Below are 14,086 nucleotides of genomic sequence, written 5' to 3'. Positions count from 1 at the left end.
CATGGACAACTTCGCCTATTTTCGACCCGGCTCTCTGTCCGAGGCGATCGATCAGGCCAGCGCCGAGGGACGTGACATCCTCGCCGGGGGCACCACCATGGTCGACCTGATGAAGCTCGACGTGCAACGGCCCGACGGGCTGGTTGACATTACGGGGCTGCCGGAGCTGGAGGGCTACGAGATCGGCGCCGACCGCCTGCGTTTCGGTGCGCTGGCGCGGATGGCCGAGGTCGGCGACGATGCCGATCTCGCGGCAGCCTGTCCGGCCCTCACGGAGTCGCTATGGAAGGCGGCCAGCCCGCAGCTGCGGCACGCCGCCCGTCTGGGCGGCAACGTGCTGCAGCGCACCCGCTGCCCGTATTTCCGGGATACCGCCTACGTGCAGTGCAACAAGCGCGAGCCCGGCTCGGGCTGCGCCGCGCTCGATGGTGGGGTCACCTCGCTCCACGCGATCCTGGGCGGCTCCGAGGCCTGTGTGGCGATGTATCCCGGCGACTGGGCACAGGCGCTGATCGCCTTCGACGCCGAGGTGAAGACCCAAGGACCCGGCGGCACCCGCACCATCCCCATCGCCGACCTGCACCTTCGCCCCGGCGACACGCCCGAGATCGAGACGATCCTCGAGAAGGGCGAGATAATCACCGCGATCGAGATACCGGTGATCGGCGCGATGCGCGCCTCGCACTACCTCAAGGCGCGCGATCGCGAGAGCTATGCCTTCGCCAACGTCTCGGCAGCGGTGGGGCTCGAGATGGAGGGCGACACGGTCAGCGATGCGCGGATCGGGCTGGGCGGCGTCGCCTCGGTGCCGTGGCGTGCCTCTGCCGCGGAGGACGTGCTGCGCGGCAAGACCTTCAGCGAGGATCTGGCGCGGGAGGCGGGCCGAGTGGCCTTTGCCGAGGCCACACCGCTGGAGCATTCCGCCTACAAGATCCCGCTCGGCGCCGATGTCGTCGCAGGCGCATTGATGACCGCCCATGCCCGCGCGAAGGGAGAGAACTGATGGCCCAGACGATCAACACGGAGGTCACCCGCACCGACGCGCCGCGCAAGGTGACCGGGGCCGCGCATTACGCCGCCGACTTCACGCCGGCGGGCATGCTGCACGGCGCGCTCGTCACCTCGCGCATCGCGGTCGGCACGCTGACCGGGATCGACATCTCCAAGGCCGAGGCCGAGCCCGGCGTCGTTGCGGTGTTCACCCATGAGACACTGCCCGACTACAAGACGGTCAAGGGCTTCTATGCCGGTGGCCCCGGCTCGGCGAGCTTCTGGCCGATGGAGGGGACCGAGATCAAATATGCGGGCCAGCCCGTGGCCTATGTCGTGGCCGAGACGGCAGCGGCGGCGCGGCGCGGCGCGCAGCTGGTCGAGCCCACCTACGAGGAGGGCGAGGCCAACATCGCCATGGACCCGTCCGACAGCTTCATCGTCGGCGCGGGCGAGGACAGCAAGGGCATGACCGTCACCAAGGGCGACGTGTCGGCGGGCCTGTCGGAGGCGGCGCAGTCGGTCGACGTGGAATACGTCACGCCGTTCCAGCATCACAACCCGATGGAGATGTTCGCCGCCACCGCCGAATGGCGCGGCGACCGGCTGACGGTCTGGATGCCCTCGCAATCGGTGCGCACGCTGCGGCACGGCATCTCCAGGGCCTACGGCCTGCCAGAGACCAGCGTGCGCGTCGTCTCGCCCTTCGTCGGCGGCGCCTTCGGCTCCAAAGCCGGGATAACCCCCTACACCATGCTGACCATCGCTGCCGCCAAAGCGGTGGGCGCGCCGGTGCGGCTGATCGTGACGCGGCCGCAGATGTACACGGTGGCAACCTTCCGGCCTGAAAGCGTGCAGAAGTTCCGCATCGGCGCCGATGCCTCCGGCAAGCTCACCGCCTTTGAGCACATCGAGATCGCCCAGACCTCGCAGTTCGACGAGGTGGTGAACCCCGGCACCCACATGACGCGGGCGATGTATGCCAGCCCCAACATCCACACCGAGCAACGACTGTCGCGCTCGGACACCAACACCGGCGGCTTCATGCGCGCGCCCAACGAGATGCAGACCTTCTTCGGTTTGGAATCGGCGATGGACGAGCTGGCGCTGAAGCTCGCCATGGACCCGGTCGAGCTGCGCCGCGTCAACGACGCGCAAACCCACCCGGTGGCCGAGGTGCCGTTTTCCTCGCGCTCACTGATGGAGTGCTACGACGCGGCGGCGGCGAGCTTCGGCTGGGCCGATCGCAACCCGGAGGTGGGCGGCATGACCGACGGCGACTGGCTGGTGGGCTATGGCTGCGCCACGGCGACCTATCCGACCAACATCTCGCCTTCGGCGGCGCGGGTGCGGATGCAGGGGACCGGCCATGCCTTCATCGAGCTGGCCGCGCATGACGTGGGCACCGGCAGCTACACCATCTTCGCGCAGATCGCCGCGGCCCGGCTCGGCCTGCCGGTCTCGGCCTGCGACGTGGTGATGGGCGAGGCACATCTGCCGCTTGCGCCGATCTCCGGCGGCTCGACCACCGCCGCCTCGGCGGGCTCGGCCGTGCACTTGGCTTGCCTCAACCTCGCGGCGCAAGTGGCGCGCGAGGTGAGCCAGATGTCGGACGGCCCGCTTTCCGGCGTCGATCCCGAGCGGATCACACTCGAGGACGGCGTGCTGCGCGGCCCCGACGGCCAGAGCCAGCCGCTTCTCGAGGCGCTGGCCGCGACCCCGCGCGGCGAGGCCACGGCGGAGGGCGAGTACCGCCACCCGGCGCTGACCGATCAGGCCCTGAAGCTGACCTATCAAGGCGGCTACGGCGTCGCTGGTCCGGTCACCCCGGAAATGGCGATGTTCGCCTTCGGGGCCGAGTTCGCCGAGGTGCGCATTCACCGCTGGACCCACGAGATCCGGGTGCCGCGTCTACATGGCGCCTTCGCCGCGGGAACCTGGCTCAATCGCAAGACCGCACACAGCCAGCTCATGGGCGGCATGGTCTGGGGTATCGGCTCGGCGCTGCACGAGGTGACCGAGATCGACCATGCCCGGGCGCGGTTTCTCAACGCCAACATCGCCGAGTATCTCGTGCCGGTGAACGCCGATGTGCGCGAGGTGCGGGTCGAGATGCTGGAGGAGCAGGATGACTACGTGAACCCGCTCGGGGTCAAGGGCATCGGCGAGCTGGGCATTGTCGGCACCGCTGCCGCGATCGGCAACGCGATTCACCACGCGACCGGGAAGCGCCTCCGGAAGCTGCCGCTGCGGATGTCGGATCTGGTTTGACGAGCGGGTGCCTTGAGGTCTCATCGGATCGCATGGGGTCCATGCGCCTGTAGAAAAAGCTGTTACGGACAAAATTGTCCGCCAAGTCTTGCGCAAACGGACAGAAGTGTCCACTTGCGCGGAATGACACGACGAGCCGATGCCCAGGCGTTGTTGCAGAACTCCCAGCCTTACGGTTTACACAGCGAAGCCGCCGCTTAGGTGGGTGGCATGACGAAGCTTCTACCTGCCCGCTATCGCACGACGAACTGGTCCGCCTACAGCGCGGCGCTGCGAAAGCGTGGCTCACTGCTGATCTGGCTGGACCGGGAGACGACATGGCTCGCACCGCATGCGGGACGGCCGGAGCGTCCCCCGGTCTTTTCTGAGGGCGCGATCCAGTTCTGTCTCTCGATCAAGGTCCTGTTCAAGCTGCCGCTGAGGCAGACGGCGGGAATGGTGGCCAGCTTGCTGCGGATGGCAGGGCTGGACTGGCCGGTACCGGACTACTCGACGCTGTGCCGCAGGCAAAAGAGCTTGGCCGTCCAGATCCCTATCGCCGAGCCGACGGCCCGCTGAACCTGCTCGTCGACTGCACGGGGATCAAGTTCCTGGGCGACGGCGAATGGCAGGCGCGCAAGCATGGGGCGCAGGGCCGTCGCCAGTGGCGGAAGATCCACCTGGCAATGGACACCGCCACCTCCGATATTCGTGCCGTGGAGTTCACTCCCATCCGTGACGGTGACAGCCCGGTCCTGCCGAACTGCTCAAACAGATCCCCGAGGAAGAAGCGATCGGCACCGTGACCGCCGATGGGGCCTACGACACGCGCCGTTGCCACACCGCGATCATCGAGCGTCAGGCCACGGCGATCATTCCGATCCGCAAGAACGGGCGACCTTGGAAGGAGAATGGGCCGGCCGCTGCGGCCCGCAACGACATCCTTCGGACGACACGGCACTTTGGTCGAGCGTTCTGGAAGCGGTGGACAGGCTATCATCTCCGCAGCCGCATTGACGCCAAGATGCGGTGCCTGAAGGCGTTCGGGGAGCGCATCGCTGCGAGAGATCCCAACCGCCAGACCGCCGAAGTCCACATCCGTATCGCCCTCATGAACCGCTTCTCAGCTCTCGGCACCGCCGAGATCGTTCGCGTGGCGTGACTTTATCCGGGAAAGGGGCAACTCCAACTCAAGTCGGAGTTCTGCAACAACTCCGATGCAGGGGCGTGAGCTACCGAGACCTTTAGACATTTAATAGCGAGCCGGGGAAGGCGTGCCTGAGCGCGTCTTAAAACGCGTCTCAAGTCTTACCCGAAAGATCCGCAAGTCCGGCCGCTGCTCATTCTGAAATGGGAGAGCTTGTGAATGTTGCGAATTTTTCACTCACCACTTTCCGATGATGCACGAAATACGGGCAAGAAAGATGCTCCGTTGCTCATAAGCCTTGACCTGTCGGTAGGTGTCGTCGCAGGTTAGCCGCAAATACCGGTTCGCCCGGATGGCATTCGCGCCCGCATCGAAACGCTCTGCTGCGTTCTCGTGCGGGCTTTTTTCGTTGGGAGCGGCGCATGCGACGTGATGTGGAGATCGGCCTGCTCTATTCGCAGTCCGGCGATTATGCTGCGATTGCAGCGGCATGCCGGCGTGGTGCGCTGAACGCGGTAGCTGCGATCAATGCCGATGCAGAGCGCTGCGTCCGGCTCATAGTGATCGAACGAGATCCGGGGGGGAACCTCGATCACTATGAGCCGCTCTGCACGGAAATGCTGCGCGAGGGGCGTGTGCGCCACGTTGTGGGATGCGTCACCTCGTCGAGCCGAAAGGAAGTGATCCCAGCGTTGGAGAAGGCAGGTGGCACATTGTGGTATGCCTGTCCTTACGAAGGTTTCGAATGCTCGGATCGGGTGATTTACACCCATGCCTGCGCGAACCAACATCTGCTGCCGTTACTTTATTGGGCCTTCGGTCGATACGGTCGGCGCGGCCATCTTGTTGGCTCCAACTACATCTGGGGCTGGGAAATGAACCGGGTCGCCCGGGAAGTTATTGCCTCCGCAGGCGGTTCGGTGACCGGGGAGCGCCATCAGGCCTTGGGCGATGCCGATGTAGGACGTCTGATCGATGAGTTGCGCGCGGCGAGACCCGATTTCGTTCTCAACAACCTGATTGGCCAGTCCTCGCGCGCCTTCCTCGATGCGATGCGGGTGCTGCGCGAAGAGGACCCGGCCTTTGCCGAGGGCAGCTGCCCGGTGCTGTCATGCAACCTCACAGAATGTGAGCTTCCGGGTTTTGGCGCCGCGGCTGAGGGGGTGATCGCGGCGGGGCCGCATTTTGCCGGAGCACCGCTTTGGGGGGCCGGGCACGGCGCAGAGGCTGCCTCTTCCTTCGAAGCAGCGGCCTATGTCGCGGTGGCAACGCTTGCAGCCCTCGAGGAAAGGACGGGCGACCCGGGAACGCGGCTGAGGAGCTGCGGTGTCGATCCTGAGACGCGTCACATGGCGCTGCCGGTCTTGATTGCTCGGGTGGAGGAGGGCCTGTTCAAGGTTCTTGAGCATAGCGGTGCGGTTGAGGCCGATCCCTATCTGGCGCGGCGTGAGCGCTGGCCCACTGCGCGTCATCCGGCGCTTCGGGTGGTGACATGAGCCGCCGTATCGCGACGCCGGAACTGGGTGGCGCCACGGCGCTGCTTCTGCATCGGCCGCATGCGACGACCCAAGCTCTCGCTCGGCAGCTCGCCGCGATCGGCCTGCGTGCTCTACCCTGCTGGCCCCATCTGGATGCAGCTGCGCTTAGCGCGGATTTCGTTTTCTTCGATGCGGACCAATGCCACGACGAAATGTTTCCCTGGCGGCCGGGTGAAGCACCAATGCCGATGATCGCGTTGATCGGTTCCGAAGCGCCAGGTCGGATCGAATGGGCGCTGGGGCAGGGCGCTGATGCACATTTGCTTAAGCCGATTGGCGCCGGTGGGGTCTATTCCGCGCTCCTGATTGCACGACAAGGATTCGAGGCGCGCCGGGCCGCCGCCGATGAGATCGCTACTTTGCGCGCCCGGCTTTCCGAACGGCAAACCGTCGTCCGCGCGGTGCTGGCGCTGATGGGGCGTGGGCGCTCTGAAGCAGAGGCATATGCCCAGCTGAGGGCCATGGCGATGGCCTGGCAGGAAACGATTGAGCAGGCCGCGCGGCGTATTTGCGCGGCCGGAGAGACCGGCGGACCAACGCTGGCGACGAAGAGGGGACGCGATGTCTGACACGACCGGAACTCTGCCGCCGGGCGCGCCGCCGCCGGTCGCGCGCCGCGCGCCGCGTGGGGCGTTGGCGCGACTGATGAGACGCAAGCTGGCTTTGTTTGGCCTAATGCTGATCCTGCTTACCATTGCGGGGGCGGTGCTGGCGCCTTGGCTCACGCCCTACGATCCCAATGAGCAGATGTTCGACGGGCTCACCATCACTGGAGCGCCGCTGCCGCCCAATGCGGATTTCTGGCTTGGTACCGATCTGCTCGGTCGCGACCTACTCACCCGCATCCTTTATGGCGCGCGGACCTCGTTGATCATTGGCGTAGTGGCCAATGGCATCGCGCTCGTCATCGGCACGGTGATCGGGGTCTCGGCGGGCTATTTCCGAGGTATCTTCGGGGCGGTGCTGATGCGCTTCACCGACCTGATGATGGCCTTCCCGGCGCTGCTGCTCGCCATCTGCCTCGCCGCGATCTTCCAGCCCTCATTGTGGATCGTCGCGATGGTTATCGCCATCGTGAACTGGGTGCAGACCGCACGGGTGCTCTACACCGAGACCACCTCACTGGCCGAGCGCGAGTTCATCGCGGCCGAGAAGACGCTGGGCGCGGGCCATGCACGCATCCTGCTACGCCATATCCTGCCGCACCTGGTGCCGACGATCATCGTTTGGGGCACGCTCGGCATCTCCACCACAGTGCTGCTCGAAGCGACGCTGAGCTTCCTCGGCATCGGGGTGCAGCCGCCGACGCCGTCCTGGGGCAACATCATCTTCGAGAACCAGACCTATTTCCAGGCTGCCCCCTGGCTGGTGTTCTTTCCCGGCGCCGCAATCCTGATCCTGGCGCTGTCTTTCAACCTCTTGGGCGACGCGCTGCGCGACGTGCTCGACCCGACGCAAAGGGGGCGTGACTGATGGCCGCCTACGTCTTCCGCCGCCTGATCGTCTCGGTGCTGATCCTGCTCGGCGTATCCTTCATCACCTTTTTCCTGCTCTACGCGCTGCCCGCCGATCCGGTGCGCCAGATCGCCGGGCGTTCGGCCACTGCGCAGACGGTCGAAAACATCCGCCAGCAGCTCGGTCTCGATCAGCCGCTTCTGGTGCAGTATTGGCGCTACCTCACTGGCTTGGTGCAGGGCGATCTCGGCCGCAGCTACTTGCAGCGCACCGATGTCGGCACACTGATCGCGGCACGGCTTCCGGCATCGCTGCTGCTGATGGCGGGCGCGATCGGCTGCGAGCTGGTGCTGGGGCTCACGATGGGTGTGATCGCTGCGTTGAAGCGCGGGACCGCCACCGACCAGTCGCTGATGATCGCGAGCTTCGTCGGCGTCTCTGCGCCGCAGTTCGTGGTCGGCCTTCTGCTTCTCTACGTCTTCGCGGTGCAGCTTGGCTGGTTTCCGATCGGTGGCTACGGAACCTGGGCGCATCTGGTTCTGCCTTCCCTCACGCTCGGCATCATGGGGTCGGGCTGGTACAGCCGTATGATGCGCTCCTCGATGGTCGACGTGCTCCGCGCCGATTACATCCGCACCGCTCGCGCGAAGGGACTGACGCGGCGCCGGGTGATCCTGCGCCATGCACTGCCCAATGCGATCCTACCGGTCATCGCAATGATCGGCATCGACATCGGCATCTTCATGGGTGGCATCGTCGTGGTTGAGAGCGTGTTCGGCTGGCCAGGCATCGGACAGCTTGCTTGGCAGGCGATCCAGCGCGTCGACATCCCGATCATCATGGGCGTCACGCTGGTTTCGGCCTGCGCCATCGTGCTGGGCAACCTCCTGGCCGATCTCGTCACCCCCCTCATCGATCCGCGCATCAAGCTGCGCTGAGACCCCGCACGACCAACCAACAAAAGACCTAACAGGAGAGTGAGAATGAAACGACTGCTGACCTCGACGGCGCTGATCGCCGCGCTCGCCATGCCCGCCATCGCGCAGGATTACACGCCCGACCCGAACGCCCAGCCGGGTGGGGCTATCACCATCACCTACAAGGACGATGTCGCCACGCTTGACCCGGCTATCGGCTATGACTGGCAGAACTGGTCGATGATCAAGTCGATCTTCGACGGGTTGATGGACTACATCCCCGGCACCACCGAGCTGCGCCCGGGTCTTGCCGAGAGCTACGAGATCTCGGAGGACGGATTAACTTATACCTTCAAGCTGCGCGATGGCGTAACCTTCCACAATGGTCGCGAGATGACGGCCGAGGACGTGAAGTACTCGCTCGACCGCGTCACCGACCCCGAGACCCAGTCGCCCGGCGCCGGTTTCTTCGGAGCGATCGAGGGCTATGACGCCGCTGCTTCCGGCGAAGCCGAGGGACTGTCGGGCGTGAAGGTGATCGACAACCAGACCGTCGAGATCACCCTGACCCGGCCCGATGCCACCTTCTTGCACGTGATGGCGCTGAACTTCGCCTCCGTCGTGCCGCAAGAGGCGGTCGAGGCAGCAGGCGGTGATTTCGGCAAGGAGCCTGTCGGCACCGGCGCTTTCAAGCTCGGGGAGTGGACGATCGGCCAGCGGCTGGTTTTCGAGAAATTCGAGGACCATTGGCGCGAAGGCGTGCCCTATCTCGACCAGATAACCTTCGAGGTCGGACAGGAGCCCATCGTGGCGCTTCTGCGCCTTCAGAACGGTGAGGTCGACGTGCCCGGTGACGGCATCCCGCCTGCCAAGTTTGTCGAAGTGATGAACGATCCGGCCCAGGCCGAGCGCGTGGTCGAAGGCGGCCAGCTGCACACCGGTTACATCACCATAAACACCCAGATGCCGCCGTTTGACGATGTGAAGGTGCGCCAAGCGGTGAACATGGCGATCAACAAGGACCGGATCATCCAGATCATCAACGGTCGCGCCGTACCAGCCAATCAACCGCTGCCGCCTTCCATGCCGGGCTACACCGAGAACTACGAGGGCTACCAATACGACATTGAGGCGGCCAAGGCACTGCTGGCCGAGGCAGGTCACCCGGACGGCTTCGAGACCGAGCTGTTCGTGATGAATACCGATCCCAATCCGCGTATCGCGCAGGCAATCCAGCAGGATCTCAAGCAAATCGGGATCGATGCTTCGATCCAAAGCCTCGCGCAGGCCAACGTGATCGCCGCGGGCGGCGAGAAGGAGCAGGCGCCGATGATCTGGTCGGGCGGCATGGCCTGGATCGCCGACTTCCCGGACCCGTCGAACTTCTACGGCCCGATCCTCGGCTGCGCCGGGGCGGTCCCGGGCGGCTGGAACTGGTCCTGGTACTGCAACGAGGAGCTCGACGCGATGGCCGCCGAGGCGGATTCCATGGCCGATCCCGAGCAGGCCGAGGAACGACTGGGCAAGTGGTCCGACGTCTACATGAAGGTTATGGAGGACGCGCCCTGGGTGCCGGTATTCAACGAGCAGCGCTACACCATGAAGTCCGAGCGCATGGGCGGCGATGACGCGCTCTATGTCGACCCGGTCTCGATTCCGGTGAACTATGACTACGTCTACGTGACCGAGCAGTAAGATGTGCCAGAACTGCGACTACACGATCCACGGTGCGCAGCATCATTTCGGCTGGGACAATTCCATCGCCCCGGCCGAAAGGGTGGAGCCCGGCGCGCAGATCGCCTTCCACTGCATGGATTCATCGGCGGGCCAGCTTGGCCCGTCGAGCACGGTCAAAGATGTGGAGACTCTCGACTTCGGTAAGATCAACCCTGTCTCCGGGCCCATCTATGTCGAGGGTGCCGAACCGGGTGACGCGCTCAAGATCACCATCGACAGTTTCGCTCCGCGCGAGGCCGAGGGCTCGGCCTGGGGCTGGACCGCCAACATTCCGGGCTTCGGCCTGCTGGCGGACCAGTTTACCGACCCGGCGCTGACGATCTGGAAATACGACGCAAGAACGCTGGAGCCGGCGCTGTTTGGCGAACATGGGCAGGTGCCGCTCAAGCCGTTCTGCGGCACTATTGGTAACGCGCTGGCCGAGCCGGGGGCGCATTCGATTGTGCCGCCGCGCCGAGTGGGCGGCAATCTCGACATCCGCGACCTCGCCGCTGGCACCGTGCTCTATCTGCCGATCGAGGTTGCGGGGGCATTGTTCTCCGTTGGTGACACCCATGCGGCGCAGGGTGACGGAGAAGTCTGCGGCACCGCAATTGAAAGCCCGATGGATGCGGTGCTCACCATCGACCTGGTAAAGGACGCGCAACTGAAGTTCCCGCGCTTCGTCACGCCGGGGCCGGTGACGCGGCATCTCGATGCCAAGGGCTACGAGGTGACGACCGGCATCGGGCCGGATCTGATGAGCGCCTCGCGTGATGCTGTGGCGGGGATGGTCGACCATCTTTGCGCTACGCGGCAGATGGCGGCAGTCGATGCCTACATGCTGGTCTCAACTTGTGGGGATCTCAGGATTTCGGAGATCGTTGACCAGCCGAACTGGGTGGTGAGCTTTTACTTCCCGCGCTGTGTGTTCGAATGAACGCCGCTGTCACGAAGCTGTCCGGGGCCGAAAGGGCCCCGGATACCAAGCCGTCGGTGCTCTCCGTAGAGGAACTCGAGATCTCGGTGCGCACCAGCGAGGGCCCGCGCGTACTGGTGCAGGATCTCTCATTCGACCTGGCGCGTGGCGAGACGCTGGCCATCGCGGGTGAGAGTGGGTCAGGGAAGTCCCTCACCTCGCTGGCGATCATGGGGCTTTTGCCGCCGCCTGCCGTCCATGTCTCGGGCGGTCGCATCCGACTCGGAGAAGCCGATCTTCTGAGTCTGTCTGAGCGGCGGATGCGCGCTCTGCGTGGTGCGCGCGTCGCGATGATCTTCCAAGAGCCGATGACCTCGCTGAACCCGGTGCTGACCATTGGTCGCCAGCTGATCGAGGCGATCGAGGCGCATGAGACCTTGTCGCGGCGCGAAGTGCGGGCTCGGGCGATCGAGGCGCTACGCGCGGTACGAATGTCGCAGCCCGAGGCGCGACTGAAACAGTATCCACACGAGCTATCGGGCGGTATGCGCCAACGGGTCATGATCGCCATGGCGATCGCGCTCAGACCCGATGTGCTGATCGCTGACGAGCCGACCACTGCGCTCGATGTGACGGTGCAGCGCGAGGTGCTGGAGCTGCTGCGCGATCTACAGCGGGACCTTGGCACCGCCGTTATCCTGATCACCCACGACATGGGGGTGGTGGCCGAGATGGCTGACCGCGTGGTTGTCATGCAGGCGGGCCGCATGGTCGAGCAGGGGCCGGTGCAAGAGATCTTTGCAGCACCGAAAGAACCATATACCCGCGCGCTGCTGGCAGCAGTGCCCCGAATGGGGCGCGGGGAAGGGGCAGGCGCACCCAGCACGGCAGTGCCGGTAGCACGGGTCGAGGGTCTGCGGGTGCGCTTCGACATTCGAGGTGGCATCTTAAATCGACCCATCCACGCGGTTCATGCAGTGGCAGGCGTCAGCTTCGAGATCCGTGCCGGTGAGACCTTTTCGCTGGTAGGTGAATCCGGTTGCGGCAAGTCGACCATTGCCAAGGCTCTTACCGGGCTGGTGCCGTTCGAGGGTCTACTGGAAGTGGCGGGGCGCAAGCTCGAGAGCGGGCAGCGGCCCGAAAAGGCCTTTCGCCGCGGTGTTCAGATGATCTTCCAGGACCCGATGGCCTCGCTCGACCCTCGAATGCGGGTAGGCGACCTTGTGGCTGAACCGCTGGTGATCCACGGCATCGGCTCCGCTCACGAGCAGCGCGCTGAGGTCGAGACGCTCTTCGAGCGCGTGGGGTTGGAGCGCGACCAACTCGACCGCTATCCCCACGAATTCTCGGGCGGACAGCGGCAGCGTATCTGCATCGCACGCGCGCTGGCTCTGCGGCCGCGGTTGATCATCGCTGATGAAAGCGTTTCGGCGCTCGACGTCAGCGTGCAAGCCCGGGTTCTTGAGTTGCTCAAGACTCTGAAAGCCGAGTTCGGCATCGCCTATCTATTCATCAGTCATGACATGGCCGTGGTCGAGAACGTCTCCGACCGGGTTGCGGTAATGCGACTGGGTCAGATCGTCGAGATGGGCACGCGTGCGCAACTGTTTGGCGACCCGCGACACCCCTATACACGCCAGCTTATCGCCGCCGTGCCGGTCCCTGACCCGACCCGGGTACTGCCACCGTTCTCCAGGCCACAGGGCGAGGTGCCGAGTCCCGTATTGCGGCGTGGCACGGAGCCTCAAATCGAAGCGCTGGCCGACATCGGGGGAGGGCACATGGTGGCCAGTTTCGAGTGAGGCGACGCGCGAGGTATGAATAGCCCCGTGTTTTATGGACACCTTCTTCGCTTATCTCGAGACAAGAAGGCCCTGATAGGCAGCAGCGGGTTCAGCGACGAGTTTAAGCGAGATGCGGTCGCCTATCGGCTTCGAACGGCAGATAAAATTAGGGCTTGAAGGCATCTAACAGGCCGCTGAAGAAGTCGGCCCTCGACCTGATTTGAGGAACATGATTCATCTCTCTGGGCGACGAGGGCGGGGGTGGTGATGCGCGGCATGGACGAGACGAGCGGCTCGCTTTTCAGCTATGTTGATCTGGAGGCGCGCATCCCGGCACGTCACCCGCTGCGCAAGATCCGGCAAGTGGTAAACGACGCGCTTGTCAGCTTGGATGCCGAGTTTGCAGCGCTCTATGCTGATTTCGGGCGTCCCTCGATCGCGCCAGAACGGCTGATCCGGGCCAGCCTGCTCCAGATCCTGTTCTCAGTTCGCTCTGAACGGCAGCTGATGGAGCAGATGCAGTATAACCTGCTGTTCCGCTGGTTCGTGGGGCTGGGCATCGACGACCAAGTCTGGGTCCCTACGGTATTCACGAAGAACCGTGACCGATTGCTGACGACCGAGATGTCGCGCAAGGTGATGGCGGCGATCTTGGCGCACCGAGAGGTCGCGCCACTCTTGTCGGACGAGCATTTCTCGGTCGACGGCACGCTGGTCAAAGCTTGGGCTTCGATGAAGAGCTTTCAGCCGAAGCCAGACATCGCACCCCCTGATGACGAGGGACCGAGCGACCCGCCCTCGCCAGACGCGACCGCTACCGACCAGCCTGAACCACCCCAATCCGAGACCGATCCGATGCCCCGCCCCACCCGCCAGCACCGCAACGCCGAGGTCGATTTCCGGGGCAAGAAGCGTTCGAACGCCACCCATGTTTCGACCACCGATCCAGACGCCCGGCTCTACAAGAAGTCGCCTGGCACCGGAGCGATGCTGTGCTTCATCGGCCATGCTCTGATGGAGAACCGCAGCGGCCTGATCGTCCAGGGTGATCTGACCGAAGCGGACGGCCATGCTGAACGGCGTGCCGCCCTCGGCATGGTTCATCGCCACTCCCCGGGATCGACCCGCAAGCTGACCCTCGGGGCTGACAAGGGATATGACGCCGCCGAGTTCGTTGCTGACCTACGCCAAGCCTACGTGACACCGCATGTCGCACAGAAATCGCGTTATTCAGCGATTGATGGGCGCACCACCCGACACAAGGGCTACGAGCTGTCCCTCAAGCACCGAAAGTGATGACCGACAACCAAGTTGTCCGGCATCGACAACCAAGATGGCCGCTGTCTCCAGCCGGAGGGCGGGCGTAGCCC

At 64.6% G+C, this 14,086-nt stretch carries 11 protein-coding genes and 1 pseudogene; all 12 read left to right on the top strand.

Annotated elements, in window-relative coordinates; translation table 11 throughout:
• Window position 1 precedes the first annotated feature (1 nt).
• The 12 genes and pseudogenes from O4G76_RS17015 (at window position 2) to O4G76_RS16965 (ending at window position 14,012) form a co-directional block, all read left to right on the top strand.
• Window positions 2–1,003 (top strand): xanthine dehydrogenase family protein subunit M, encoded by a 1,002-nt coding sequence (locus tag O4G76_RS17015; RefSeq protein ID WP_269398441.1) that lies wholly within the window; start codon window positions 2–4, stop codon window positions 1,001–1,003.
• Window positions 1,003–3,261, top strand: coding sequence for a xanthine dehydrogenase family protein molybdopterin-binding subunit (locus tag O4G76_RS17010; RefSeq protein ID WP_269398440.1), 2,259 nt, complete (start codon window positions 1,003–1,005; stop codon window positions 3,259–3,261). Before O4G76_RS17015 ends, O4G76_RS17010 begins: the two co-directional genes overlap by 1 nt.
• A gap of 210 nt (window positions 3,262–3,471) precedes the next feature.
• On the top strand, window positions 3,472–3,819 hold the full coding sequence (locus O4G76_RS22080) for a transposase (RefSeq protein WP_373568049.1): 348 nt from the start codon (window positions 3,472–3,474) through the stop codon (window positions 3,817–3,819).
• Window positions 3,759–4,402, top strand: a pseudogene (locus tag O4G76_RS17005) (IS5 family transposase). Before O4G76_RS22080 ends, O4G76_RS17005 begins: the two are co-directional and overlap by 61 nt.
• A 407-nt stretch (window positions 4,403–4,809) precedes the next feature.
• Window positions 4,810–5,883, top strand: a complete 1,074-nt coding sequence (locus O4G76_RS17000) for a transporter substrate-binding protein (protein ID WP_269398439.1) — start codon at window positions 4,810–4,812, stop codon at window positions 5,881–5,883.
• The gene (locus O4G76_RS16995; protein WP_269398438.1) at window positions 5,880–6,494 is read left to right on the top strand and encodes an ANTAR domain-containing response regulator; all 615 of its coding nucleotides are present in this window, start codon (window positions 5,880–5,882) and stop codon (window positions 6,492–6,494) included. The genes O4G76_RS17000 and O4G76_RS16995 overlap by 4 nt, the downstream gene beginning before the upstream one ends.
• A complete protein-coding gene (locus O4G76_RS16990) occupies window positions 6,487–7,398 on the top strand; it encodes an ABC transporter permease (RefSeq protein WP_269398437.1) in 912 nt (303 codons plus the stop codon). The genes O4G76_RS16995 and O4G76_RS16990 overlap by 8 nt, the downstream gene beginning before the upstream one ends.
• Window positions 7,398–8,318 (top strand): ABC transporter permease, encoded by a 921-nt coding sequence (locus O4G76_RS16985; protein ID WP_085895489.1) that lies wholly within the window; start codon window positions 7,398–7,400, stop codon window positions 8,316–8,318. Before O4G76_RS16990 ends, O4G76_RS16985 begins: the two co-directional genes overlap by 1 nt.
• A 45-nt stretch (window positions 8,319–8,363) precedes the next feature.
• On the top strand, window positions 8,364–9,992 hold the full coding sequence (locus O4G76_RS16980; RefSeq protein WP_269398436.1) for an ABC transporter substrate-binding protein: 1,629 nt from the start codon (window positions 8,364–8,366) through the stop codon (window positions 9,990–9,992).
• A gap of 1 nt (window position 9,993) precedes the next feature.
• A complete protein-coding gene (locus O4G76_RS16975; protein ID WP_269398435.1) occupies window positions 9,994–10,953 on the top strand; it encodes an acetamidase/formamidase family protein in 960 nt (319 codons plus the stop codon).
• Window positions 10,950–12,734 carry an ABC transporter ATP-binding protein gene (locus tag O4G76_RS16970; RefSeq protein ID WP_269398434.1) on the top strand — a complete coding sequence of 595 codons (1,785 nt, stop codon included), beginning with the start codon at window positions 10,950–10,952 and terminating at the stop codon, window positions 12,732–12,734. Before O4G76_RS16975 ends, O4G76_RS16970 begins: the two co-directional genes overlap by 4 nt.
• A 249-nt stretch (window positions 12,735–12,983) precedes the next feature.
• The gene (locus O4G76_RS16965) at window positions 12,984–14,012 is read left to right on the top strand and encodes an IS5 family transposase (RefSeq protein WP_269398433.1); all 1,029 of its coding nucleotides are present in this window, start codon (window positions 12,984–12,986) and stop codon (window positions 14,010–14,012) included.
• Window positions 14,013–14,086: the final 74 nt, after the last annotated feature.

The organism is Limimaricola sp. G21655-S1, from assembly GCF_027213785.1.
Classification (GTDB): Bacteria; Pseudomonadota; Alphaproteobacteria; order Rhodobacterales; family Rhodobacteraceae; genus Limimaricola.
Note: the sequence above shows the minus strand (reverse complement) of the source record. Positions and strands in the feature narration are given on the sequence as shown.

Bases quoted from the DNA above. Each gene is read 5' to 3' on its own strand.
- O4G76_RS17015 (WP_269398441.1), top strand. From the start codon at position 2: ATGGACAACTTCGCCTATTTTCGACCCGGCTCTCTGTCCGAGGCGATC.
- O4G76_RS17010 (WP_269398440.1), top strand. From the start codon at position 1,003: ATGGCCCAGACGATCAACACGGAGGTCACCCGCACCGACGCGCCGCGC.
- O4G76_RS22080 (WP_373568049.1), top strand. From the start codon at position 3,472: ATGACGAAGCTTCTACCTGCCCGCTATCGCACGACGAACTGGTCCGCC.
- O4G76_RS17000 (WP_269398439.1), top strand. From the start codon at position 4,810: ATGCGACGTGATGTGGAGATCGGCCTGCTCTATTCGCAGTCCGGCGAT.
- O4G76_RS16995 (WP_269398438.1), top strand. From the start codon at position 5,880: ATGAGCCGCCGTATCGCGACGCCGGAACTGGGTGGCGCCACGGCGCTG.
- O4G76_RS16990 (WP_269398437.1), top strand. From the start codon at position 6,487: ATGTCTGACACGACCGGAACTCTGCCGCCGGGCGCGCCGCCGCCGGTC.
- O4G76_RS16985 (WP_085895489.1), top strand. From the start codon at position 7,398: ATGGCCGCCTACGTCTTCCGCCGCCTGATCGTCTCGGTGCTGATCCTG.
- O4G76_RS16980 (WP_269398436.1), top strand. From the start codon at position 8,364: ATGAAACGACTGCTGACCTCGACGGCGCTGATCGCCGCGCTCGCCATG.
- O4G76_RS16975 (WP_269398435.1), top strand. From the start codon at position 9,994: ATGTGCCAGAACTGCGACTACACGATCCACGGTGCGCAGCATCATTTC.
- O4G76_RS16970 (WP_269398434.1), top strand. From the start codon at position 10,950: ATGAACGCCGCTGTCACGAAGCTGTCCGGGGCCGAAAGGGCCCCGGAT.
- O4G76_RS16965 (WP_269398433.1), top strand. From the start codon at position 12,984: ATGCGCGGCATGGACGAGACGAGCGGCTCGCTTTTCAGCTATGTTGAT.